The sequence below is a fragment of the Acidiphilium acidophilum genome (assembly GCF_033842475.1).
GTDB lineage: Bacteria > Pseudomonadota > Alphaproteobacteria > Acetobacterales > Acetobacteraceae > Acidiphilium > Acidiphilium acidophilum.
The window spans coordinates 2,561,032-2,585,000 of sequence record NZ_JAWXYB010000018.1; the positions used below are offsets into that span (position 1 = coordinate 2,561,032).

Below are 23,969 nucleotides of genomic sequence, written 5' to 3' on the forward strand. Positions count from 1 at the left end.
ACTCAATGGATGGTTCCAACATCGTCAGGCCACGTCTCGTGGTCATTGGCAACGGTATGGCGGGGATGCGCACCGTCGAAGACATTCTCGCGATTGCGCCGGGGTATTTCGACATCACGGTGTTCGGTGGCGAGCCGCAACCGAATTACGACCGGATCATGCTCTCCCCGCTGCTCGCCGGCGGCAAGAGCTTCGCCGACATCGTGCTCAACGATTACGACTGGTATAAATCGAACAATATCCGCCTGATCGCGGGCGAGCACGTCGACTGGATCGATCGCAAGCAGCGCGTGGTGCGCGGTGCGAAGGGCAGCGAGGTGCCATACGATATGCTGCTGCTCGCAACCGGCTCGAATCCGTTCGTGCTGCCGATCCCGGGAGCGGACAAGGCCGGTGTGCTGACCTTCCGGACGGTCGCAGATGTCGAGGACATGCTGGCTGTGGTCCGGCAGGGAACCAGAGCCGTGGTGATCGGCGGCGGACTGCTCGGGCTCGAGGCCGCGCACGGGCTCAATCTGCGGGGCGCGGACGTGACGGTCATCCACCTGATGCCGACCTTGATGGAACGCCAACTCGACCCGTCGGCGGCACATCTGCTCGAGTTCGCTCTGTCCAAACGCGGCATGACGATTTTGACCGCGACCGAAACCGCCGCTTTCGAGGGCGATGAGCGGGTGAGCGCGGTGCGGCTGAAGGACGGCACCGCAATCCCCGCCGATCTGGTGGTGATGGCGGTGGGAATACGGCCGAACGCAGGGTTGGCACGTGCGGTCGGCATCGAGTGTAATCGCGGCGTCCTGGTCGATGACTGGATGCGCACGTCCGATCCCGCGATTTTCGCGATCGGCGAATGCGTCGAGCATAACGGGCAGGTGTTCGGGCTGGTCGCGCCGATTTGGGAGATGGCCAAAGTCGCGGCACGGGCCATGACCAATGCGCCCGGTGCCGGCTTCACCCCGGTTGCCAGCGTGACGCGATTGAAAGTCTCCGGCGTGGATATGGTTTCGGCCGGCGCGTTCATGGGCGACGCCACCACCGACGACATCGTGCTGCGCGATGCGGCGCGGGGGATTTATAAGCGGCTGGTGCTGCGTGAGAACCGCATCGTTGGCATGGTATGCATCGGCGATGCGCGGGATGCGGCGTGGCACTTCCAGCTGATGAAAGACGAAGCTGACATCGAGGCGTTCCGCGACAGCCTGATTTTCGGTCCCGTCGGCGACGGCCCCGCCGACCCCGACGCCGCCGTGCTGGCCATGCCGGACAATGCCGAAATCTGCGGCTGCAACGGCGTGTGCAAGGGCAAGATCGTCGCCTCGATCGGCGAATTCGGACTCGCGACGATCGAGGATGTCCGGGCCAAGACCAAGGCGTCGTCATCCTGCGGCTCTTGCACCGGGCTGGTCGAGGCGCTGCTGCGGACCACGCTGGGGGAGTCTTACGCGCCGGCGGCCGTCAAGCCGATGTGCAAATGCACGGATCTGCCGCATGACGAGGTCCGGCGGCGGATTGTCGGCGGCGCGTTGAAATCGATCGCGGCGGTGATGCAGGCCCTGGAATGGCACACGCCGGATGGCTGCGCCTCGTGCCGGCCGGCACTGAATTATTACCTGATCTGCGCATGGCCCGGCGAATATGTCGATGATCAGCAGTCGCGCTTCGTCAATGAGCGGATGCACGCCAACATCCAGAAGGACGGTACCTACTCCGTGGTGCCGCGCATGTGGGGCGGCCTGACCAGTTCGCGCGAACTGCGCGCCATCGCCGACGTGGTCGACAAATACTCGATTCCCGAAGTGAAAATAACCGGCGGCCAGCGGATCGATATGCTCGGGGTCAAACGCGAAGACCTGACGGCGGTATGGCGCGACCTGAACGCGGCGGGGCTGGTCTCCGGCCATGCTTACGGCAAGGCGCTGCGCACGGTGAAAACCTGCGTCGGTTCGGAATGGTGCCGCTTCGGCACCCAGAACTCCACCGCGATGGGCGTGGCGCTGGAACGGATGTCCTGGGGCTCGTGGTCGCCGCACAAGTTCAAGATGGCGGTTTCAGGCTGTCCGCGTAACTGCGCGGAAGCCACGATCAAGGATTTCGGCGTGATCGCGACCGAGGCAGGGTGGGACCTGCTGGTCGGCGGCAACGGCGGCATCAAGCTGCGCGGCACGGATCTGCTGTGCAAAGTCACCACCGATGCGGAGGTGATCGAATATTGCGCGGCATTCATGCAGGTCTATCGCGAGGAGGCGCGGTATCTGGAGCGCACCGCGCCCTGGATCGAGCGGGTCGGAATCGATTACGTGCGACAGCGTGTGGTCGAGGACCATGACGGGCGACGCGCTCTCGCGGCCCGGTTCCATCATGCCCAGACCTTCGCGCAGTTCGATCCCTGGGCGCAGCAATCGACCGGCCCGGAACCGGCACAATACAGCCACGTCGCGGAGCTGGTCTGATGGACGGGATGATGGCGGAGGCCGCCTATGTCGATATCGCGGCGCTCGATGATATCCCTCTGCGCGGGGCGCGCACTGTCGCAACCGGCCACGGTGATATCGCGGTGTTTCGCACCGGCGACGATACCGTGTTCGCGCTGCGCGATTCCTGCCCGCATCGGGGGGGGCCGATCAGCCAGGGCATCGTACACGGGCACGGGGTGACCTGCCCGCTGCATGGCTGGGTATTTTCGCTCGAAACCGGCGCGGCGGTGGGAGAGGATGTGCCGTGCATCGCACGGTTTCGGGTGCGGATCGAAGGAAATCGGGTCCAACTCGACATCACCGGGCCGATCGCGGCCTCATGAACACAACCTGCCCTTATTGCGGAGTCGGCTGCGGCCTGATCGCGGGGCCGGATGGATTGGTCGGGGATGAAGCGCATCCGGCCAATCGGGGGCGGCTCTGCGTCAAGGGCGCCACTCTAGGGCTGACGCTGGACGATCGGGACCGATTAACCCAGCCCAGCATCGGCGGGCGGGATACCACCTGGGCCGAGGCGCTCGATCTGGCGGCGGTCCGCTTTGCCGAAGCGATCTCCCGACATGGCCCGGATTCGGTCGCGTTCTATGTCTCGGGCCAGTTTCTGACTGAGGATTACTACGTCGCCAACAAGCTGATGAAGGGGTTCATCGGCAGCGGCAACATCGATACCAATTCGCGCCTCTGCATGGCGTCGCCGGTGGCTGCGCATATCAGGGCATTCGGCGAGGATCTGGTACCCGGCATATACGACGATTTCGATCAGGCCGATCTGATCCTGTTCACCGGCTCGAACGCGGCGTGGTGCCATCCCGTGCTGTTCCAGCGGGCGTTGCGTGCGCGCGAGGCACGCGGGACCCGGATCGTGGTGATCGATCCCCGCCGCAGCGCAACCGCCGAACTGGCGGATCTCCATATTCCGATCGCGCCGGGTGGCGACCTCGCATTGTTCGCTGCCCTGCTCGCGGTATGTGCCGAACGCGGCATGCTCGATCACCGCTTCATCCGCGAACACACCAGCGGGTTCGACGCGGCCCTGAGTGCCGCCCGTACTGCCGGCCACGGCATCGATGACGCCCTGTTCGCCACGCTTGCCGAATGGGTCGTCGCCACACCCCGGATGATCACGGCGTTCTCCCAGGGCGTCAATCAATCCGCGATCGCAACCGACACGATCAGCGCGATCATCAACCTGCACCTCGCGACCGGGCGGATCGGCAAACCGGGGGCCTGCCCGTTTTCGCTCACCGGCCAGCCGAACGCGATGGGCGGACGCGAAGTGGGCGGCTTGGCAAATCAACTTGCGGCTCATCTGGGATTCGATGATCCGTCCCATCACGATCAGCTCGCGCGATTCTGGAATGCGCCGCACCTCGCAAGGCACCCCGGGCTCAAAGCGGTCGATCTGTTCGATGCCGTGCACGACGGTCGGATCAAAGCGTTGTGGATCGCCGGGACCAATCCCGCCGAATCGCTACCCCGCAGCAACCATGTGCGGGAGGCGCTGGCACGGTGCCCGACCGTGGTGGCCGCCGATTGCTGGGCGACCGCGACCACGGCGCGCGCGCATATCGTGCTCCCGGCGGCGGGATGGTCCGAGAAGGACGGCACCGTGACCAACTCCGAACGGTTGATATCACGCCAGCGCGCCTTTCGGTCGGCACCCGGCGAGGCGAAGCCCGATTGGTGGATGTTCGCCGAACTCGGCCGCCGGCTGGGCCACGGGCCAGCGTTCGATTTTCCGAATCCGGCAAGCATTTTCCGCGAACATGCGGCGCTGTCGGCATTCGAGAACGCGGGCGAACGGGTGTTCAATCTGGCAGCCCTCACGAACATTCCGGATGAGGATTACGACGCGTTACGCCCCCTGCACTGGCCGATCGGCCCGGCAGACCATCGGCTGCTCGGGGACGGGCGGTTCAGCACCGGGGATCAGCGAGCGCGGTTCGTGCCGACCATTGCACCGGCGTCCGAAGCGACGCCGATGATGACGCTCAATACCGGGCGGCTGCGCGATCAATGGCACACCATGACGCGGACCGGTCGCGTGCCGGAATTGATGGCGCATCGGTCACACGCGGCACTCGAGATCGCACCGGAAGATGCCGCTGCATCCGGCCTCGCCAGCGGTGATCTGGTGGCGGTGACCAGCAATCATGGCACGATCACCCTGACGGCGGTGGTGGACCCGGGGCAACGTCGCGGCTCGGCATTCGCCGCCATGCACTGGACCGAGGGGCAGGGCAGCGCGGGCACGGTCAACCAACTGATCGGCAGCACCTGCGACCCGGCTTCCGGCGAGCCGGCCTACAAACACGGCCAGGCCAGCCTGCGCCGGATCGCTGCGCAATGGCATGGCATCGCGCTTGGCCGGGCGGCGCTCACCGGGCGAGTGAATACCCTGCATGCAGGTTGCTGGGCGCGCACACCGCGGGCCGACGGGTTGATGCACCTGCGGTTCACCGGCACGGCACCACTGGCGCTTGGTGCGACCGGCCGCGCAGTCGCAACCGCACTCCTCGATCTTCCGGAGGGGCTGGAGAGTCTGGACTATGCCGATCTCCGGCGCGGTGTATTCCGGCTCGCAGTCCTGAAGCGCGGCACGGTGCAGTTGCTGCTGCACGTCGCGCGCGATACCGCCGCGCTGCCGACCGTCGAGGCGCTGGAGGCCTTATTCGGGCAGTCCTGGCCGGAACCCGACGCCGGACGGTTACTGATCGGGCTCGGCGCGCCACGACTTTCACCGGCGGGGCGCATCGTCTGCGTGTGTCATCAGGTGACCGAGCCCGCGATCCGCGCCGCGATCGCCACCGGGCGGCTCGGCACGGTCGAGGCGATCGGGCTGGCGACGCTGGCCGGGACTGGCTGCGGGTCCTGCGTCTCGGAATTGAAGGGATTGCTGCGCCACGAACTCGTCGCAGCTGAATAGATGAGCGGTCGAAAGACGTCTGTGAGCAAATGCACGGGCGTTGTCAGCGGCATGAGCCCGGAATCAGAGAGTTTTTTCTTCGTTGAAAAAAAGCAGCGCCTGCCTTGCCTCATTCGATATGCCTTGCCTCATCCGATATGAGTTCACGAACGGCCGGGTTCAGCCGACACCTTGATGCGCCTCGTCCCATGAAATGAGGTGCTTGCGGTCGCGGCGGATCACCTGGCCGGGAACCGCAAGCTCGATCCGCCTCAGTGCATCGCGGACCGCCGCCGCATCGATCAGTTTGGGCGGCGTTTGATGTGCCAGCACATAGGCGTACCGGTTCGCCCCCGGCGGGAACGGATCATCCGGCCCGAGCGAAGTCCGTCCGGGCGGAACCGGCGGTTTCAGCGGAATCCGGAAGCGCTTGCTCACTGCGGCCAGCGCGGTGCCTTTCAACGGCGGAATCCCGAACAGCGGGCCCATCTGGCGGATAATACTGCCCACGACCGGTGCTGCGACATAACCGCCCGTGGTGAAGCCATAACAGAAATGCTGCATCTTTTTGGTCGGCTTCGGATGGATTACCATGGCGTAGACGACGTAGCGCGGATGATCCGCCGGGAAGATCGCGATGAACCCGGCGTCGTTCAGCCGGTTGTAATATCCCCCGCTCGGCCGCACCACCTGCGCCGTACCGGTCTTGCCGCCAACAAGGTAGCCATGGACCCGCGCATAGATCCCAGTGCCCGACAGCACCACGTCGCGCATCAGATTGCGCATCACGACCGATACGTGCCGCCGCATCACCCGCACACCGCGGCGGGGTGGCGCGCCGGGCTGTCGGGCGAGCAAGGTCGGGCGGTAGAGGATGCCGCCGTTGACGATGGCATCCTCGGCGTTGACCAGTGTCATCGGCGCCATGGCGATCCCGTTGCCGAACGAGACCGTCATGGTGGTCAGCATCCGCCAGTCGGCCTTGGGATGCCAGATCGGCGGCTGTACCCCCGGAAGCTGGATCGGCGGCGGCTTGAAGAAGCCGAGGTTGCGCAGCCAGGCCCGCTGAAGCTTCGGCCCCATGATGGTCGCGATCCGCGACGTGCCGATCACCGAGGAATAGGCGAGAATCGCCGGCATCGCGAGCCAGTAGGTCACCGGTTCGTAGTCGCGGATCACGAAGCCGTCGAGCGAGAGCGGGTGGCTGGTATTGAACCGGTCCCAGTAATGCATCATCCCCGACTGCATCGCCCCGGCGAGTGTGACCACCTTCATCATCGAGCCCGGCCCGTAATCCCCGGAGACGCAGCGGTTGAACAGCAGGGACGGATTGACCGTGTGCAGATCGTTGGCGTTGTAGTCGGGCAGGCTCACCATTGCGAGGACCCGCCCGGTCATCGATTCGACGATGCTGCACGCCCCCTGCGCCTTATAGTCAGACACCGCCGTCGCCAGCGCTTTGTGAACGATGTTTTCGAGTGCGACCGAGATCGACAGCCGCAACGGCCGTCCCGGGTCTGCGGTCAGACGCTTGTTGAAATAGCGTTCAACGCCACTGATCCCCTGCTGGCCCGGCGTCACGCCGCCCAGGATATGCGCCGCGATATCGTCGTTGGGATAATGCCGCGCCCACGTACGCTGGAAATAGATGCCGGGAATACCGAGCCGGTTGACTGCGAGTTCCTGCGCCGAGGTCAGGAAACGATCGAGATACACGAAACCATAATGCCGATTGCTGAGCCGCGCGCGCAGAGTCTCCCGGTTCAGGAACGGCAGGACGGAACGCAGCAGGCGGGTATCGCGCGCGGGGTTCGTGATCTGCTTCGGATTGGCGAACAAGGCGGCACTCGGCAGCGATACCGCAAGGATCTTGCCCGACCGGTCGAGGATCGGCGCGCGGTCCGGTGGCGGGATCGTGGCGGTCAGATCGGGGCGCGTCGCGGCGATGACCACTGGATTGGGCAGGACCGGCGCGATCACGGTCGCAAGAACGAGCTTCCCTGCGAGCACGGCGTATATGGCCACGAAGCAAACCATGCCGAACACCAGCCGCCAGCGGAACCGCCCGTGCCAGCGACCGCCCGGCTGAAGATCCGCTGGGTTCAAAGGTTGGCGACGGCGGTCTTGCGGGCGAGGAACCAGGCGTCGAGCGCGGTTTTCATCGACCGCGCGAGCCGCATCCGGAAGGCATTGGTGCGCAAGGCGGCCTCATCCTCCGGGTTCGACAGGAACGCGGTTTCGATCAGCACACTTGGAATCGCCGCCGATTGCAGAACCACGAAGGTGGCATGCCGTGCCGGATTCTGCAGCATGTCGACGCTACGGGCCAGGGAGCCCACCATCTTGCTCTGCAACAGATGCGATTGCGCCTTGGTGCTCTGATCCATCAGGCTGAACAAAATGCGCGAGACCTGCGGCGAAACCCCGTGGAACGTGGGGTTCGAGATCCGCTCGACGCTGTTCTCCGTTTTCGCGATTTCGGCCGCAAGCGGGTCGGATGGGGTGTTGGAAAAAGTGAACACGCTGGCCCCGCGCACCACGGTGTTCGGAGCAACCGAGTTGGCATGAACCGACATCAGCACGGCCGCCTTGTGCGTCTCCGCAATCCCGACCCGCTCGGTCAGCGGCAGGAACACGTCGCTGGTGCGGGTCATCAGCACGTCATATCCGCCGCGCGCGAGCGCATTGCGGAAATCCCACGCCGTCGCCAGCGCGATGTCCTTCTCGTACAGATTGCCGGCACCGATGCAGCCGGGATCGCGGCCACCATGCCCGGGGTCGATCACCACCAACCGGCTCGACGGTGGCATGGCGCGCACGGCGGGCAACCGGCCCGGACCGCGCTGCGCCGCCTGAGCCAATCCCATCTGCATCCATAACGGTACCGAAAGTGTCGCCCTGATTCCCGCATCCAGAACGAATCGCCGTGAAAATATCATGATCAGCTCACCCTGTTCCCGATGAGGCAAGACAATGCCTCGACACGTATGCCTTATACTCCACCATTCTATCAGCAAGTCACGTTAAACCGCCGGTATTAAACAGAAATTTGATAGTACTTCATATATCCGACATTGCACGCGAATGTGATCCCCGATCGTTTTTCAGTATTCATACGGCAAACAACAGCGCCGATTGGACCGCGCGATATCGTGAACGCCCGATTTTCGTGATCGTGCGGAATGCCGTTGACGATCCGGATCGCTTCGACGTTACATGCCTCGCACCTATTCCGGTGAGGAGGAAATCGTCATGAAACCCGTGATGTCTCGTCTGATGAAACTGGCTCTCGGCGCGATCTCGGTTGCCGCGCTCGGAACCATCGCGTTACCACCCGCACACGCGGCGGGAGTGCCACCGGCACATTCTCTGGCGCAGGCGGCCCTGCAAGGGCAGCATATCTTCAACCATGACAAATTCGGTGGCGTCCGGACATGTTCGGCCTGCCATGTCAACGGCGGCACCACCATCGGGCACCTGCCGAACGGTACCAAAATCCCGAGCCTCATGGGCGTCGCGGCAGAGTTTCCGCGCTATAATCCCGCAGCCCATCGTGTCGTGACACTCGGACAGCAGCTCGATCACTGCATCACCGGCGGATTGCAGGGCAAGCCCCCTGCGGCAAACAGTGCGCAGATGACGGATCTGGTGACCTACCTCACGAAATTATCGAAGGGCTCAATCATGGGGAAGCAATTCAAATAAGCCTCCAACACCCGCGCAGGCCCTACCCCAGCAATCGCCCGATCACCCGGGCGGTATAATCGACCACCGGAATGATCTTGCCGTAATTGATCCGGGTCGGCCCGATCACCCCGATCGCGCCGACGATCCGGTCATTCCGATTACGCGCCGGTGCCACCACCATCGACATCCCCGACGCCCCGAACAGCCCGCTCTCGGCACCGATGAAAATCCGCACCCCATCCGATCGTTCAGCCAGTTCCAGCAGCTTCAGCATGGTCTCCTGCGCCTCCAGCCGCTCGAACAGCTGCTGCAACGAGGCCAGTTTCTCGACCTGATCGATATCCGCAAGCAATCGCCCCTGCCCGCGCACGATCAGCGAACCGCCCCGCCCTTCACCTGACCATGTCGCCAACCCGGCTTCGACAATCCCCGCCGCGATCGAATCCAGCGCGGACCGATCGGCCTTCATGTCGGCCGCCACCCGCTGCCGCAGATCCGCGAGCGACAGGCCGGAGAGCTGCGCATTCAGATAATTGCTCGCCTCCTGCAAAGCCGATGGCGGCAGGCCCACCGGTGTTTCGATCACCCGGTTCTCCACCTGCCCATCCGCCGAAACCAGCACCACCAGCGCCCGGCCCGAACTCAGCGGCACGAATTCGATATGCTTGACCGCCCCTTCCGATTTAGGCGCCAGCACGATCCCCGCCGCCGATGACAGCCCCGACAGCAAGGTCGATGCCTCGGTCAGCGTGTCCTGCACCGAGCGCCCCGATTGCGCGAGGACCGCTTCGATCCGCTCGCGCTCCTCATCCGATAATTCGCCGAAATGCAGCAACCCGTCGACGAACAGCCGCAGCCCGCGATCGGTCGGCAGCCGCCCCGCCGAAATATGCGGCGCGAACAGCAACCCCGCATCCGTCAGGTCCGCCATCACGTTGCGGATCGTCGCGGGCGACAGCCCCATCGGCAACAACCGTGACAGGGTCCGGCTGCCCACAGGCTCACCGGTCTCGACATATTGCTCGACGATTTCCCGCAGCACCGCCGCCGAGCGCGCGTCGAGCCCCGGCGGCATCTTGGTCGGCGCACCCGACTGGAAACTGCGTGTATTGCGCGGCGGTGACTGGTCCATTGCCTCAGAAGAGGCTATCGCGGGGCGGAAATCAAGCGGATCGTCGCATGCAAAGACCGTTCGTTCTCTGCTGCGTGCCGATGAAGCGACCGTGCGGTTAACTCATACATGTGTTCTTCGGACACGACGTCTTCCTCCTCACCTTCCCTTCGGAGCCTCAATGACCCGTCCCAGCAACCGTACCGCCAGCGCGCTCCGCCCCGTTGAAATCGTCACCGGGTTTTCCCATCACGCCGAAGGCTCCGCCCTCATCCGCATGGGCGGCACCGAAGTGCTGTGCGCCGCCAGCGTCGAGTCCCGCGTCCCCGGATTCCTGCGCAACACCGGCCTTGGCTGGGTCACCGCCGAATACGGCATGCTGCCCCGCGCCACCCATACCCGCGGCGACCGTGAAGCCGCGCGCGGCAAGCAGTCCGGCCGCACCCAGGAAATCCAGCGCCTGATCGGCCGCAGCCTGCGCGCCGTGATCGATCGTAAACTGCTCGGCGAAATGAGCATCACCCTCGATTGCGATGTGCTGAACGCCGATGGCGGAACCCGCTGTGCCGCCATCACCGGCGCCTATGTCGCTCTCGCCCTCGCGATCCGCAAGCTCCAGGCCAACAACATCCTCAAGGCTGACCCGCTCATCGGCCAGGTCGCCGCCATCTCCTGCGGCATCTATGAAGGCATCCCGGTCCTCGACCTCGACTACGCCGAAGACTCCAATGCCGAAGCCGATGCCAATTTCATTCTCACCGCCGCCGGCGGCATCATCGAAATCCAGGCCACCGCCGAGAAAGCGACGTTCGATGAGGCGGCGTTCACCACGCTGCTCGGCCTTGCCCGCACCGGCACATCGGCCCTGTTCGCCGCCCAGAACGCCGCGCTCGATGCTGCCTGAACCGTGGCGTCTCCGCACCGGCCAGCAGTTGGTCATTGCGACCCATAATAGTGGCAAACTCGCCGAATTCGCGGCGCTGATGGTGCCTTACGGGCTCGATTGCACCTCCGCCGCCGCGCTCGGCCTGCCCGAACCGGTGGAGGACGCCCCCGATTTCGCCGGCAACGCGAAAATCAAGGCGCTCGCCGCCGCCAAATACAGCGGCCTTCCCGCACTCGCCGATGATTCCGGTCTGCTGGTCGCGGCCCTCCACGGGGCACCCGGTGTCCGCTCCTCACGCTACGCGAACGAGGCCGGCGGCTATCCGCAAGCCATGGCGGCGATCGTCGCCGCCAGCCGCACCAACGACCACGCCGCCTTCGGCTGTGCCCTCTGCCTCGCGATGCCCTCGGGCGAAACCGCGACCTATCTCGGCTTCTGCCATGGCCGGATCGCACCCGAGCCACGCGGCGCAGGTGGTTTCGGCTACGACGCCATTTTCATCCCGATCGGCTCGAATCGGCGTTTCGCCGAGATGAGCGAGGCGGAAAAATCCACGGTCAGCCATCGCGGCCGCGCCGTGAGGCAATTCATCGCGGCGCATTGCTGCTGACCGTTGATTGGCCGATCGTCCCGTAAAGATGACGGGTGATCACGATATGTCAGCGCCAAATCCCGGCGTATCGCGAAGCGGCGGCATGGACCGCAACGCTGCGATATCGGGGATCGGACGGGCAAGCGCGGGATCGCCTTGCGCAATCGTCTCGATCGCCGCAGCAACCGCGATGGTCATGGCGTCGGTATGGCGGGCCGTGATGATCTGGACCCCGAAAGGCATTCCGTTGTCATCCCGCCCCAGCGGCAGCGACAACGAGGGATGGCCGGCGAGCGTGACCGCATAGGCCAGCGCGAGCCAATGATAGTACGATCGGGTCGCCACCCCGTCGATCTCGGTGGGGAATAATTCGGTCCATGGTCGCGGCGCAGTCGTCACGCTGGGCGCGATCAGCACGTCGTAACGCTGAAAGAAGGCCTGCCACGCCTGATATATGTGTGTCTGGATCGTCATCGCGCGTGCGACATCGGCGGCGCTGTAGCCGAGCCCCTCCTCGACATTGGCGCGGATATTGGCACCCAACCGGTTCGGATCGCTCCGGAACGTCGCCCCGAAACCCGCGAGAAAATTCACCGCGCGCAGCACGGCAAACGCATCGTCCGCGCCGGCACAGTCCGGTGCCGCCGGCTCCGCATGAGCGAATGCCGGCGCGAGTTGCGCCATCCGCGCCGCGAACAGGTCACGCACCGCCCGCGAGGTCGGCGCAAACCCGAAATCGGCGGTGAAGGCCACCCGCAACCTTCCGGTATCCACCGTGCCGACCCGCAGCGGATCGAGCGGCGCGGCCAGCATGTCACGCGGGTCATAACGCCCGATCGCGCCGAGCATCAGGGCCAGATCCGGCACGGTACGCGCCATCGGGCCGAGAACCGAAAGACCGGATGCGCCGAGTTGCCGTTTCTCGGAGGGCACCAGCCCCGCCGAAGGCCGCATCCCCACGATCCCGCAGAATGCCGCCGGATTGCGCAGGCTGCCGCCCATATCGGAGCCGGTTGCCAGTGGTACCATGCCGGTGGCGAGCGCCACCGCCGATCCGCCTGAGGAACCGGCCGCCGATTTCAGCGGGTCGAACGGGTTTCCGGTGGCACCGTAAACCGCATTGATCGTATTGGCCCCCGCGCCGAATTCCGGAGTATTGGTCTTGCCGAATATAATGCCGCCGGCGCTGCGGATTGCGGCGACCAGCCCCTGATCGGTTTGCGGCACATGGTCGCGAAACATCGGACTACCATAGGTCGTGCGCAGGCCGGCGGTATCTTCCAGATCCTTGACGCCGACCGGCAGCCCATGAAGCGGGCCGAGCGTCGCCCCGGCCATCACGGCGGTCTCGGCGTCGCGCGCCGCGCCGAGGGACCGCTCGAAGTCGCGCGCCACCATCGCATTCACCGCATGATCGACCGCCTCAACCCGGGCAATGCAACTCGAAACCAGTTCCACCGGTGACAGGCCGCGCGCCCCGATCAGTCGCCGTGCTTCGGTTGCCGTCAGATCGCACGGTTCCATCCTCGCCTCCGTTCCAGAAGGCAACACTCTGCCATCACCGTCGCATCGGGTTCAACCCCAGAGGATTTACGGCGAACGCCCTTCGACGCGGCTGCGTCGGGGGCTATCGGTCAGCGGGTCGCAAGGCCGGGTCGAACACCGTAATATTCGTCGACCTGATGGCCATAGACCCCGTCCGACCAATCCGGCGCCGCGCTCGTCGCGTAGGAGGGGCCACCTTCGAGCCGGTCTCGGTCGAGATCGACGACATAGCCACCCTGGCGCGGGTCGTAATTCAGCAGCTCCCAGGGCAGTGGGTGATAATGCTCGCCCAGTCCGAGAAAGCCACCGAACGACATGATCGCGTAATCGACCCTGCCACTCCGCTTGTTGATCATCACGTCATAGATCGAGCCGATCGAATCGCCCTGCGTGTTGTAAACGCGGGTGCCGTTGACCTTGCTGGCCGCAATCAGGCTCCGTGTCTCGCTCAACGAGGATTCATCGGTGGCTGTCGCCATCTGCGGATGGCCTGCCGTCACTGGATTGAAACCGCTCATGGCGTTCCCCTTCATCGTTTCACGCGGCGAATTGCCGCGCCCTTACGATGTTGGAGGGAATGACACGCAATACGATGCCGGCGGGATGAAACCTCGGACATGAGCGATCCATGCCGGACCCGCCCGGGCCTAATAGCCCATGGCGCAACCATCCTTGCGCGGATCCGACCCCCCGGTGAGCACACCCGCCTGACGATCGATCAGGATCGCCTGGCCGCCACCATGGGGCCGCCTGGTCATGGTGATCTGGTGGCCCCTCTGCGTCAGCCCGTCGATCGTGGCTTGCGGAAATGTCGGTTCGAGTTCCAGCATCCCGGCATAGGGAAACGCCCGCGGCAGGTCGATCGCCTGCTGGATGTCGAGCCCGTAATGACGCAGATTGGTCAGGAACCAGGATTGCCCCATCGGCTGGTAATGCCCGCCCATCACGCCGAACGGCATCACGGCATGACCGTCCTGCGTGGCCATGCCGGGGATGATCGTGTGCATCGGGCGTTTGCGCGGGGCGATGCAGTTGGGGTGGCCGCGTTCCAGCCGGAAGCCGAGGCCGCGATTATGCAGGATCACCCCGGTATCGCCCGCCAGAATCCCCGATCCGAAACTCTCGAAGGTCGAATTGATGAACGAGCACGCGTTGCCCGCCTCATCGACGACACAGAGATACACCGTATCCCGATGCGCGGGCAGGAGCGCCTCGCCCGCGCGGGGCAGGTCGGTCATGGCCACGTCGTCGCGGATCAGGCTGCGCAGCGAGGCGAGGTAATCGTCGCTCAGCAGATGATCCACCGGCACCGCCGCCTGCTCGGGGTCGGCGAGCAGGGCGTCGCGATCCCGATAGACCAGCCGTGCCGCCTCGATATGGCGATGCACCCGGATTGGTCCGAGCGGCCCGTCAGGCGCAGGACCGAAGCCTTCGAGGATACCGAGCAGCATGAGAGCCAGCAGCCCCGAGCCGTTGGGCGGGCATTCCCAGATCGTCAGCCCGTCGAACGCGCGCTTGATCGGCCTGACGAACCGGGCTGCGATGCGCCCTTCGCTGAAATCCGCTTCGGTATGCAGCCCTCCCCGCGCGCGCAATTCCGCGACGAGTGCGGCGGCGACCGGTCCTTCATAGAAGCCACGCGCCCCGTTCGCCGCGATCGACCGCAGGGTGGCGGCGAGTTCCGGCTGGCGGACCAGTGTGCCGACACCGGGCGCATGGCCATTCGGCAGCAGGGCGTGTGCCCCCGCCCGGCGCAGCTTGTCTTCGGAATTCGCCCAATCCGCCGCCACGCGCGGGCTGACCGCAAAGCCCGCCTCGGCATAATAGATCGCGGGGGCGAGAGCCGCGGCCAGTCCCCGCCTGCCATGGGCTTCGAGCAGTGTCTCCCACGCCCCCACCGCGCCGGGGATGGTGACGCCGTGCGGCGAGGTTGCCTCCAGGCTCGATATGCCATGCGCCTCGTAATGATCGATCGTGGCCGCAGCGGGCGCGCGACCCGAGCCGTTCAGCGCGATCACGTCCGGACTGCCGGCCTCTTTATAGAGGCAGAAGCAATCGCCGCCGATCCCGGTCGATTGCGGTTCGACCACACCGAGCAGCGCTGCTGCGGTCACCGCGGCATCCAGCGCATTGCCACCCGCCCGCAGCGCATCGAGGGCCGCCAGCGTCGCCACCGGCATCGAGGTCGCGGCCATAGCGCGACCGGCATAGACCGCGCTGCGGCCAGGGATGTGAAAATCGCGCATGGGTGTTCCTTTGGCTGTCCTCGCGCGAATGTGCCTCAGCCAAGCCCGGCTCGGCAACGGTACCTGACGCGGATCAGGCCGTCCGGCTGCGGCTGAACGGCACCAGACGGCGCTGATCGGTGTCCCACAAAGCCAGCCGGGCGCAGCGCAGGCTCGACCAGAACGTGAGGCGCGGGGCCACCTGAAACGCAGGATTGGCTTCGTGGCAGGCGCGCAGCCGGTAATTCGGAATCCGGCTCGACAGATGATGGATATGATGAAACCCGATATTGCCGGTCATCCAGTGCAGGATGCGCGGAAGGTCGTAAAACGACGCCCCTTCGAGCGCGGCACTCCGAAAGTCCCACTCGGGCCGGCTCTCCCAATAAGTGTGCTCGAACTGGTGCTGGATATAGAACAGCCAGACCCCGATGGTCGCGGCCATCACCATCATCGGCAGCCACCCCACCAGCACCGCGACTGGCCCGAGCGTGACGAACAGAATAGCGACCAGCGCGAGAAGGGCGGCATTGGTGCCCAGCACGCTCGCCCATTCGCGCCACCGCCGCGCGGGATGACCGAACGGGATACGGTTCTTGATCACGAACAGCCATACCGGTCCGAGGCCGAACAGCACGGCGGGATGGCGATAGAGCCGGTAGCCCGCCCGCCGCCAGCGCGACAGGGCACGATATTCCGCGACGGTCAGGGTGTTGACGTCGCCAATCCCGCGCCGGTCCAGATTGCCGGTATTGGCATGATGCACCGCATGGGCCGCGCGCCAGGCGGTGTAGGGCGTCAGTGTCAGCACGCCGAGCACGAGACCGAGCGCATCATTCGCCCAGCGAGGCGCGAAAAAGGAGCCGTGGCCGCAATCGTGCTGAAACATGAACAGCCGCACCACCAGCACCGCTCCCACCGGAAGCAGCAACAGCGCGATCCAGTAGCCATGATCGAGTGCCACCAACAGCAATCCCATCACTGCCAGAAACGGCAGCAGCGTGGTGAGCAGTTGCGCCAGAGCCAGCCGGCTGTCGGGTTTCAGGTAGGGCGCGATCATCGTGCGCCACGAAACATCTGTTGTCATGAACCGGTTCGATCGAACGAGGGGAGCAATTGGCGCAACGGACCGGCGTTGCAACCGCTTTTCCGGCCGCCCATATCCGCTGCCATGATCATATCTCGGAACCAACCGGTTGTCGATCAATCGGGGTGCGCGATCGCGGCACTGTCATCGGCCCGGCTTCCATGCTTTGCTCACGGTCGATCCAGAAGCTGACCAAGGATGATTTCGGTGCCAGATCCCTATGAGACCCTGGGCGTTGCCCGTGATGCGAGTGCGGAGGACATCCGCCGTGCCTATCGCAAGCTCGCCAAGACCAGCCATCCCGACCTCAACCCCGGGGATGCCGCTGCGGAGGGCAAGTTCAAGCAGATTTCCGCCGCGCATCATCTGCTGTCCGATCCCGACAAACGCGCCCGGTTCGACCGTGGCGAGATCGACGCCGAAGGCAACGAAGCGCCACCCCGGCCCCGCTACCGCGACTACGCCCAGGCCGATGCCGGCCAGCGCTACGGCACCGGCGGCGCCTCAACCGGCGCCAACTGGAACGCGTCCGATTTCGAGTCGATCTTCGGCACCATGTTCAACGATCCGGGCGGCCGACCCCGCCAGGGACCGATTCGGGGGGCGGATGCCCAATTCACCCTTGCGGTCGGGTTCCTCGATGCCGTCAACGGCACAACGACAAGGATCACCCTGCCGGACGGCGGAACACTCGACGTCCGGATCCCGCCCGCGACCGATGACGGGACCATATTGCGGCTGCGGGGCAAGGGCGGTCCCGGCCATGCCGGCGGGCCGGCGGGCGATGCGCTGATCGCGGTTCATGTAACCCCGCACCGGTTCTTCCGCCGCGATGGTCAGGACATAAGGCTCGACCTGCCCGTCACCATCGCGGAAGCCGTACTCGGCGGACCGGTTGAAGTGCCGACCCCCGGCGGCCCGGTCCGGATGCGCATCCCGCCCGCCTCGGACAGCGGTGCCGTCCTGCGCCTGCGCGGTCGTGGTGTTCCGGGCCGGGGCAACACGCCCGCCGGTGATCTCTACGCAACCTTGAGCATCGCGATCGGCAAGCCCGATCCGGCACTCGAGGCATTCCTGCGCGAGTGGAAACCCGCAACGGCCTTCAACCCCCGCGCCGGCATGGAGGCGGAACCGTGATCACCATCGACGTCGTCATCCGGACCGTGGAAGGCCTCGACCGTCACGACCTCGAACGCTGGATCGACAATCGCTGGGTCCGCCCCGACCCGACCAGCGATGGCTTCATATTCCGCGCCATCGACCTCGAACGGGTCCGGCTGATCCATGAATTGTCGCGCGAGCTGCAGGTCAACGACGACGCCTTGCCTGTCGTCCTGTGCCTGCTCGATCAGGTTTATGCCCTGCGCCGCCAGTTGCACGACGTGGCAAGCGCGATCCGCCATACGGCACCGCCCGAGGTTGGCGTCGCCCTGATCACGTATCTCGAACGCGCCGGGGCCGGGACCAAGCGCTGATCGTCCGCCCGCCATTTGACATCCGCGCCGATCTGCGACACCCGAACCCGATGCGTCATTTTCTCGATTTCGAAAAGCCGGTCGCCGAGCTGGAAGCCAAGATCGAAGAGCTGCGCCGGATGACCGATCCCGGCGAGCTCAACATCGCCGAGGAGGTCGCCCAGCTATCCGAAAAGGCGGAACGCCAGCTTCGCAACCTTTACGGCAAGCTGACCCCCTGGCAGAAAACCCAGGTCGCGCGCCACCCCGAACGCCCCAAAGCGACCGACATGATTGCGGGGCTGATCACCGAGTTCACCCCCCTCGCCGGTGATCGCGCCTTCGCGGAGGATGCCGCGATCATTGCCGGGCCAGGCCGTTTCGAAGGCGAGCCGGTCATGGTCATCGCGATCGAAAAGGGTTCCGATCTCGATTCCCGCCTCAGGCATAATTTCGGATCGCCCCGTCCGGAAGGCTACCGCAAGGCGCGCCGGCTGATCGAACTTGCCGGGCGCTTCGGGCTACCGGTCCTGTCCTTCGTCGATACGTCCGGCGCCTATCCGGGCATCGACGCCGAGGCCCGCGGCCAGGCCGAGGCGATCGCCCGCGGCATCGAAGCCTGCCTCGCCGCACCGGTGCCGTTCATCGCCACCATCATCGGCGAGGGCGGCTCGGGCGGCGCCATCGCGATTGCGGCCGCCGATGTCGTGCTGATGTACGAGCATGCGATCTATTCGGTCATTTCGCCCGAAGGCTGCGCCGCCATTTTATGGGAGGACCGCACGATGGCCGCCCAGGCCGCCGAAGCGATGAAAGTCACCGCCCAGGATCTCAAACGCCTCGGTATCATCGACCGGATCGTCCCGGAACCGCTCGGCGGCGCGCATCGGGCACCGGCAGTCGCGGTCGCCCAACTCGGCGAGGCGATCGCGGCCGTACTCGCCCCGCTGAAAACCATGACGCCGGAAGCGTTGCGCACCAAACGGCGGGAAAAATTCCTGGCGATGGGTCAGATCGCCGGACTCTGACGCCCTCAGGCGGTAATCGTCCTGGCGAACACGCTTCGCCCCGCCATGTCGATGAAATCGAGCTGCGCCGCCGCGCCGCTGACCGCCACGCTCAAAAACCCATGATCACCCGAACAATACCCGGCGCGGCTCGGCAGTCCCGGTTGATAAGTATGCGACCCCGCCCCGGTCGTGACATACGAAATTCCGGTCATCTCGACATACTGCATCGAATGATCGTGCCCATTGATGTAGAGCGGCACCTTATGACGGCGCAACACCGGCTCCAACGCCGCGATCATGTCCGGCTGGTCGTGCCCGTGACCGCCGAGCGCGGTATAGAGCGGGTGATGGCCGATTACTATTCTCCAGCGCGCCTGCGAGCGGCCCAGAGCGGCGTCCAGCCACACCAACTGCGCCTTGGGGTTCTGCCCGGAAATATCAGTCACCGTCCCGATATATTTGCGGATGAACGGGGAGCTGTCGAGATAGAAGATATCGACGCCGCCATCGCGGCCCGATGCGGTGCGGGTATAGTATCGGCTCGGCATCTGCCAGCGCGACGAAACTCCCGAATAGGCGATCTGAGCCTCGACATCGCCGCGATAATCGTGATTGCCGAGAATAACGTGCCATGGCCGATGTAACGCGGCCTCGGAATAGACATCCTCGAAACTGGTCCTGAACTGAGGATCGCTCAGCCCGGTCACGCCGGATTCATAAAAATTATCGCCAGCCGAGACGATGAACGCAGGATTGGAGGCGACGGCGGCTGCCGCCATGGCACGCCCCACGGCGCGCTGGTGATGCTTGCCATTGCGCCCCCAGTCCCCGATCACGAAAAACCGCGTTTCCGGCGTAGCGGCCGCCGCAACCGCAGGCGCGCCGGCAAGAAGAGAGACCGCCCCGAGTTCGGCCCCCGATTCCAGAAAGCGCCGCCGTGAAATGCCTGTGCCTGACCTGCTCATATGCGCGTCCCTGTCCATGTAGGCGTTCGGAAGTGATGCTGACCTATAACAGCCAGGGCCGCGTGTCATATGACAGTTACGCGTCAGCCTGCGAGTTTCGCCGCGATCTCGGCGACATGCCTGCCCTGCGCCCGGGCGATCGCCAATTCGTTACTGCTCGGTTGGCGCGATCCATCGCCGTTGGCCAGCGTGGTGGCACCATAGGGCGACCCGCCGGTAATCTCGTTCATATTGGTGAGTTCCGGCACCGAATACGGCACACCGACCACGACCATGCCGTGATGAAACAGCGTGGTATGGAACGACGTGATCGTGGTCTCCTGCCCGCCATGCTGCGTGCCGGTCGAGACGAACACCGATCCCACCTTGCCGACGAGCGCCCCTTTCGCCCACAACGCCCCGGTCTGATCGAGAAAGTTCCGCATCTGCCCGCACATGTTGCCGAAGCGGGTGGGTGTGCCGAAAATGATCGCGTCGTACTCCGCGAGTTCCGCCGGCGCCGCGACCGGCGCCGCCTGATCGGTCTTGGCATGGATCGAAGCCGCAACATCCGGCGGCATGGTCTCCGGCACCCGCTTGACCGTCACCTCGGCACCGGCAGCCTTCGCCCCCTCGGAAACGGCATGCGCCATCGTCTCCACGTGTCCCCACGTGCTGTAATAGAGAACCAAAACCTTAGCCATCACGATGCTCCTCTGTTCAGATAATCCTGGAAGCTTACCCCAAAATCATTCGACATCAAAATATGGTCAGACTGGTGACATCTCCGGCAAGCCATCGACCGCATCGCCCGGGATTGCGCCCACGATGATGTCGGGCCAGCGATCGATGGAAATCTGGCTGATGATCAGCAAGACGAAAAACCCCCAGGGACGATCTGTTCCTGGGGGATTACTGTCGGTGGTTGCGGGGACCAGATTTGAACTGATGACCTTCAGGTTATGAGCCTGACGAGCTACCGGGCTGCTCCACCCCGCGGGTGTGGGTATATTTGTGTGTTTTGTTGATCGATAGGTTGGAGGACCTGGCGGCGACCTACTCTCCCGTGCCTTGAGGCACAGTACCATGGGCGCTGGGGGTTTTCACGGCCGAGTTCGGGATGGGATCGGGTGCGGGCCCCCCGCAATGGCCACCAGGTCGTCCAGCCTATCGAGGGTTCGATGGGTTGGTGGGTTGGGTTGGTGCGTTTTGTTGTTTGTGTGTGTTGATGTCTGTGCATGGTGGGGGTGGGTTGTAGCTGATTGAAAGTTCTATCGGGTGATTAGTACCGGTTAGCTGAGAATGTTACCACTCTTACACACCCGGCCTATCGACGTGATGGTCTATCACGACCCTCAGGGAGACCTATTTTCGAGGTGGGTTTCCCGCTTAGATGCTTTCAGCGGTTATCCCGTCCATACTTAGCTACTCGGCTGTGCCACTGGCGTGACAACCGATGCACCAGAGGTATGTTCATCCCGGTCCTCTCGTACTAGGGACAAATCCTCTCAAGTCTCCAACACCCACGGCAGATAGGGACCGAACTGTCTCACGACGTTCTAAACCCAGCTCACGTACCACTTTAATCGGCGAACAGCCGAACCCTTGGGACCTGCTCCAGCCCCAGGATGTGATGAGCCGACATCGAGGTGCCAAACCTCCCCGTCGATGTGGACTCTTGGGGGAGATCAGCCTGTTATCCCTAGAGTACCTTTTATCCGTTGAGCGATGGCCCTTCCACGTGGAACCACCGGATCACTATGGCCGACTTTCGTCTCTGCTCGAACTGTCGTTCTCGCAGTCAGGCGGGCTTATGCCATTGCACTCAGCAGCCGATGTCCGACCGGCTTGAGCCCACCATCGCGCGCCTCCGTTACTCTTTAGGAGGCGACCGCCCCAGTCAAACTGCCCACCATGCAGGGTCCCGGACCGGGATAACCGGCCGCGGTTAGACATCAAAAGCGCGCAGGGCGGTATTTCAAGGTTGGCTCCACACAAGCTAGCGCCCATGCTTCAATGCCTCCCGCCTATCCTACACAGCACTCTTCTGATGCCACTGCAAAGTTGCAGTAAAGGTTCATAGGGTCTTTCCGTCTGACCGCGGGTACCCCGCATCTTCACGGGGAATTCAATTTCGCTGAGCCGATGCTGGAGACAGTGGGGAAGTCGTTACGCCATTCGTGCAGGTCGGAACTTACCCGACAAGGAATTTCGCTACCTTAGGACCGTTATAGTTACGGCCGCCGTTTACCGGGGCTTCAATTCAGTGCTTGCACACCTCCTCTTAACCTTCCGGCACCGGGCAGGCGTCAGACCCTATACGTCGTCTCTCGACTTCGCAGAGCCCTGTGTTTTTACTAAACAGTCGCTACCCCCTCTTTTGTGCCACCCGCACATGGTTGCCCACATACGGGTCTCGCTTATCCCGAAGTTACGCGAGTAATTTGCCTAGTTCCTTCAACATCGTTCTCTCAAGCGCCTTGGTATACTCTACCAGTCCACCTGTGTCGGTTTAGGGTACGGTCTATACGCTGGAGCTATTTCCTGGAATGCTCAAAAAGCCCGGTCAATCCAATAAGACCGAACAACATCTCGCATTCGTCACTTCCAGCAGGCGGAGGAATATTCACCCCCTTCCCATCGACTACGGCTTTCGCCCTCGCCTTAGGGGCCGGCTCACCCTGCGCGGATTAACCTTGCGCAGGAACCCTTGGACTTTCGGCGACAGAGTTTCTCACTCTGTTTGTCGCTACTCATGTCAGCATTCGCACTTCCGATACCTCCAGGAGGGGTCACCCCATCTCCCTTCACAGGCCTACGGAACGCTCCGCTACCGCGCATGAACCCTGACGAGATCATGCACCCACAGCTTCGGTATGTGGCTTTAGCCCCGTTACATCTTCGGCGCAGGATTTCTATTAGACCAGTGAGCTATTACGCTTTCTTTAAAGGATGGCTGCTTCTAAGCCAACCTCCTGGTTGTTATGGAATTCCCACATCCTTTCCCACTTAGCCACAATTTGGGGACCTTAGCTGGTGGTCTGGGCTGTTTCCCTCTCGACGATGGACCTTAGCACCCACCGTCTGTCTGCCGCGCAAGACACTTCGGTATTCGGAGTTTGGTTAGGTTTGGTAAGACTTTGGGTCCCCCTAGCCCATCCAGTGCTCTACCCCCGAAGGCATACACACGACGATCTACCTCAATAGATTTCGCGGAGAACCAGCTATCTCCGAGTTTGATTGGCCTTTCACCCCTAGCCACAGCTCATCCCCGACTTTTTCAACAGGCGTGGGTTCGGCCCTCCAGTGCGTGTTACCGCACCTTCAGCCTGGCCATGGCTAGATCACTCGGTTTCGGGTCTTCTACCTGCAACTAAGCGCCCTATTCAGACTCGCTTTCGCTACGCCTACGCCTATCGGCTTAAGCTCGCTGCAAACAGAAACTCGCTGACCCATTATACAAAAGGTACGCCGTCACCGCAGATGCGGCTCCGACTGCTTGTAGGCATCCGGTTTCAGGTCTCTTTCACTCCCCTCGTCGGGGTGCTTTTCACCTTTCCCTCACGGTACTTGTGCACTATCGGTCACCAGGGAGTATTTAGGCTTGGAGGGTGGTCCCCCCATATTCAGACAGGATTTCACGTGTCCCGCCCTACTCAAGGACCTGCAATCTCGCTTCGCATACGGGGCTATCACCCGCTATGGCCGGAGTTTCCAATCCGTTCTGCTGCTCGATCACAAGCCACTGGCCTGTTCCGCGTTCGCTCGCCACTACTAACGGAATCTCGTTTGATGTCTTTTCCTCCGGGTACTGAGATGTTTCAGTTCCCCGGGTTCGCCTCTGCAACCTATGTATTCAGTTGCAGATACCCTTGCGGGTGGGTTTCCCCATTCGGATGTCCACGGATCAACGCCTGCTCGCGGCTCCCCGTGGCTTTTCGCAGCGTGCCACGTCCTTCATCGCCTCCTGGTGCCAAGGCATCCACTGAATGCCCTTCATTCACTTACAATCTCAACTCACCATCGCCTTTACCAACCACTTACGCAGC

General features: G+C 63.6%; 18 protein-coding genes, 1 tRNA gene and 2 rRNA genes. 9 read left to right on the forward strand and 12 right to left on the reverse strand.

Features of this window, described 5'->3' with window-relative positions:
• Positions 1–5 precede the first annotated feature (5 nt).
• The 3 genes from nirB to SIL87_RS14840 are packed head-to-tail and all read left to right on the forward strand — an operon-like array spanning position 6 to position 5,400.
• Positions 6–2,450 carry a nitrite reductase large subunit NirB gene (gene nirB, locus SIL87_RS14830; protein WP_319614904.1) on the forward strand — a complete coding sequence of 815 codons (2,445 nt, stop codon included), beginning with the start codon at positions 6–8 and terminating at the stop codon, positions 2,448–2,450.
• Positions 2,450–2,797: a nitrite reductase small subunit NirD gene (nirD, locus tag SIL87_RS14835; RefSeq protein ID WP_319614905.1), complete on the forward strand. Its 348-nt coding sequence runs from the start codon at positions 2,450–2,452 to the stop codon at positions 2,795–2,797. The genes nirB and nirD overlap by 1 nt, the downstream gene beginning before the upstream one ends.
• Entirely contained in the window at positions 2,794–5,400 is a 2,607-nt protein-coding gene (locus tag SIL87_RS14840; protein WP_319614906.1) for a nitrate reductase, read from the forward strand. Before nirD ends, SIL87_RS14840 begins: the two co-directional genes overlap by 4 nt.
• 159 nt (positions 5,401–5,559) lie before the next feature.
• On the opposite strand, the gene SIL87_RS14845 is transcribed toward SIL87_RS14840, so the two are convergent.
• Positions 5,560–7,404 carry a peptidoglycan D,D-transpeptidase FtsI family protein gene (locus SIL87_RS14845; protein ID WP_319614907.1) on the reverse strand — a complete coding sequence of 615 codons (1,845 nt, stop codon included), beginning with the start codon at positions 7,402–7,404 and terminating at the stop codon, positions 5,560–5,562.
• 77 nt (positions 7,405–7,481) lie between these two features.
• The gene (locus SIL87_RS14850; RefSeq protein ID WP_319614908.1) at positions 7,482–8,318 is read right to left on the reverse strand and encodes an N-acetylmuramoyl-L-alanine amidase family protein; all 837 of its coding nucleotides are present in this window, start codon (positions 8,316–8,318) and stop codon (positions 7,482–7,484) included.
• A gap of 313 nt (positions 8,319–8,631) precedes the next feature.
• Between SIL87_RS14850 and SIL87_RS14855 the strand changes: the two genes are divergently transcribed.
• On the forward strand, positions 8,632–9,084 hold the full coding sequence (locus SIL87_RS14855) for a cytochrome C (protein ID WP_319614909.1): 453 nt from the start codon (positions 8,632–8,634) through the stop codon (positions 9,082–9,084).
• A 22-nt stretch (positions 9,085–9,106) separates the two neighbouring features.
• Here SIL87_RS14855 and hrcA read toward each other — a convergent pair whose 3' ends face one another.
• A complete protein-coding gene (hrcA, locus tag SIL87_RS14860) occupies positions 9,107–10,198 on the reverse strand; it encodes a heat-inducible transcriptional repressor HrcA (RefSeq protein WP_319614910.1) in 1,092 nt (363 codons plus the stop codon).
• A 160-nt stretch (positions 10,199–10,358) separates the two neighbouring features.
• Between hrcA and rph the strand changes: the two genes are divergently transcribed.
• Both rph and rdgB read left to right on the forward strand, forming a co-directional pair.
• Positions 10,359–11,081, forward strand: a complete 723-nt coding sequence (gene rph, locus SIL87_RS14865; RefSeq protein ID WP_319614911.1) for a ribonuclease PH — start codon at positions 10,359–10,361, stop codon at positions 11,079–11,081.
• Positions 11,071–11,673: an RdgB/HAM1 family non-canonical purine NTP pyrophosphatase gene (gene rdgB / locus SIL87_RS14870; RefSeq protein WP_319614912.1), complete on the forward strand. Its 603-nt coding sequence runs from the start codon at positions 11,071–11,073 to the stop codon at positions 11,671–11,673. Before rph ends, rdgB begins: the two co-directional genes overlap by 11 nt.
• A 39-nt stretch (positions 11,674–11,712) precedes the next feature.
• Here the strand turns inward: rdgB and SIL87_RS14875 are convergent, their stop codons facing one another.
• The 4 genes from SIL87_RS14875 to SIL87_RS14890 form a co-directional block, all read right to left on the reverse strand.
• Positions 11,713–13,179: an amidase gene (locus SIL87_RS14875; protein ID WP_319614913.1), complete on the reverse strand. Its 1,467-nt coding sequence runs from the start codon at positions 13,177–13,179 to the stop codon at positions 11,713–11,715.
• A 110-nt stretch (positions 13,180–13,289) separates the two neighbouring features.
• Positions 13,290–13,718: a PRC-barrel domain-containing protein gene (locus tag SIL87_RS14880; protein ID WP_319614914.1), complete on the reverse strand. Its 429-nt coding sequence runs from the start codon at positions 13,716–13,718 to the stop codon at positions 13,290–13,292.
• Positions 13,719–13,847: 129 nt separating this feature from the next.
• The gene (locus SIL87_RS14885) at positions 13,848–15,446 is read right to left on the reverse strand and encodes a gamma-glutamyltransferase family protein (protein WP_319614915.1); all 1,599 of its coding nucleotides are present in this window, start codon (positions 15,444–15,446) and stop codon (positions 13,848–13,850) included.
• A 73-nt stretch (positions 15,447–15,519) separates the two neighbouring features.
• Entirely contained in the window at positions 15,520–16,512 is a 993-nt protein-coding gene (locus tag SIL87_RS14890) for a fatty acid desaturase (protein ID WP_319614916.1), read from the reverse strand.
• Positions 16,513–16,710: 198 nt separating this feature from the next.
• Here SIL87_RS14890 and SIL87_RS14895 point away from each other — a divergent pair, with 198 nt between their 5' ends.
• The 3 genes from SIL87_RS14895 to SIL87_RS14905 are packed head-to-tail and all read left to right on the forward strand — an operon-like array spanning position 16,711 to position 18,994.
• Positions 16,711–17,649, forward strand: coding sequence for a DnaJ C-terminal domain-containing protein (locus SIL87_RS14895; RefSeq protein WP_456304831.1), 939 nt, complete (start codon positions 16,711–16,713; stop codon positions 17,647–17,649).
• Positions 17,646–17,987, forward strand: coding sequence for a chaperone modulator CbpM (locus SIL87_RS14900; RefSeq protein WP_319614918.1), 342 nt, complete (start codon positions 17,646–17,648; stop codon positions 17,985–17,987). Before SIL87_RS14895 ends, SIL87_RS14900 begins: the two co-directional genes overlap by 4 nt.
• A gap of 50 nt (positions 17,988–18,037) precedes the next feature.
• A complete protein-coding gene (locus tag SIL87_RS14905; protein ID WP_319614919.1) occupies positions 18,038–18,994 on the forward strand; it encodes an acetyl-CoA carboxylase carboxyltransferase subunit alpha in 957 nt (318 codons plus the stop codon).
• A gap of 5 nt (positions 18,995–18,999) precedes the next feature.
• Here the strand turns inward: SIL87_RS14905 and SIL87_RS14910 are convergent, their stop codons facing one another.
• From SIL87_RS14910 to SIL87_RS14930, 5 genes are all read right to left on the reverse strand, one after another.
• A complete protein-coding gene (locus SIL87_RS14910) occupies positions 19,000–19,941 on the reverse strand; it encodes a metallophosphoesterase (RefSeq protein WP_319614920.1) in 942 nt (313 codons plus the stop codon).
• A gap of 83 nt (positions 19,942–20,024) precedes the next feature.
• On the reverse strand, positions 20,025–20,624 hold the full coding sequence (gene wrbA, locus SIL87_RS14915; RefSeq protein WP_319614921.1) for an NAD(P)H:quinone oxidoreductase: 600 nt from the start codon (positions 20,622–20,624) through the stop codon (positions 20,025–20,027).
• A gap of 218 nt (positions 20,625–20,842) precedes the next feature.
• Positions 20,843–20,919, reverse strand: a tRNA-Met gene (locus SIL87_RS14920).
• Positions 20,920–20,963: 44 nt separating this feature from the next.
• A 5S ribosomal RNA gene (gene rrf / locus SIL87_RS14925) occupies positions 20,964–21,078 on the reverse strand.
• 103 nt (positions 21,079–21,181) lie between these two features.
• Positions 21,182–23,929 (reverse strand): 23S ribosomal RNA (locus tag SIL87_RS14930).
• Positions 23,930–23,969: the final 40 nt, after the last annotated feature.

Excerpts from the sequence above, each read along its gene's own strand:
- nirB (WP_319614904.1), top strand. The coding sequence starts at position 6 with ATGGATGGTTCCAACATCGTCAGGCCACGTCTCGTGGTCATTGGCAAC.
- nirD (WP_319614905.1), top strand. The coding sequence starts at position 2,450 with ATGGACGGGATGATGGCGGAGGCCGCCTATGTCGATATCGCGGCGCTC.
- SIL87_RS14840 (WP_319614906.1), top strand. The coding sequence starts at position 2,794 with ATGAACACAACCTGCCCTTATTGCGGAGTCGGCTGCGGCCTGATCGCG.
- SIL87_RS14850 (WP_319614908.1), bottom strand. The coding sequence starts at position 8,318 with ATGATATTTTCACGGCGATTCGTTCTGGATGCGGGAATCAGGGCGACA.
- SIL87_RS14855 (WP_319614909.1), top strand. The coding sequence starts at position 8,632 with ATGAAACCCGTGATGTCTCGTCTGATGAAACTGGCTCTCGGCGCGATC.
- hrcA (WP_319614910.1), bottom strand. The coding sequence starts at position 10,198 with ATGGACCAGTCACCGCCGCGCAATACACGCAGTTTCCAGTCGGGTGCG.
- rph (WP_319614911.1), top strand. The coding sequence starts at position 10,359 with ATGACCCGTCCCAGCAACCGTACCGCCAGCGCGCTCCGCCCCGTTGAA.
- rdgB (WP_319614912.1), top strand. The coding sequence starts at position 11,071 with ATGCTGCCTGAACCGTGGCGTCTCCGCACCGGCCAGCAGTTGGTCATT.
- SIL87_RS14875 (WP_319614913.1), bottom strand. The coding sequence starts at position 13,179 with ATGGAACCGTGCGATCTGACGGCAACCGAAGCACGGCGACTGATCGGG.
- SIL87_RS14880 (WP_319614914.1), bottom strand. The coding sequence starts at position 13,718 with ATGAGCGGTTTCAATCCAGTGACGGCAGGCCATCCGCAGATGGCGACA.
- SIL87_RS14885 (WP_319614915.1), bottom strand. The coding sequence starts at position 15,446 with ATGCGCGATTTTCACATCCCTGGCCGCAGCGCGGTCTATGCCGGTCGC.
- SIL87_RS14890 (WP_319614916.1), bottom strand. The coding sequence starts at position 16,512 with ATGACAACAGATGTTTCGTGGCGCACGATGATCGCGCCCTACCTGAAA.
- SIL87_RS14895 (WP_456304831.1), top strand. The coding sequence starts at position 16,711 with ATGATTTCGGTGCCAGATCCCTATGAGACCCTGGGCGTTGCCCGTGAT.
- SIL87_RS14905 (WP_319614919.1), top strand. The coding sequence starts at position 18,038 with ATGCGTCATTTTCTCGATTTCGAAAAGCCGGTCGCCGAGCTGGAAGCC.
- SIL87_RS14910 (WP_319614920.1), bottom strand. The coding sequence starts at position 19,941 with ATGAGCAGGTCAGGCACAGGCATTTCACGGCGGCGCTTTCTGGAATCG.
- wrbA (WP_319614921.1), bottom strand. The coding sequence starts at position 20,624 with ATGGCTAAGGTTTTGGTTCTCTATTACAGCACGTGGGGACACGTGGAG.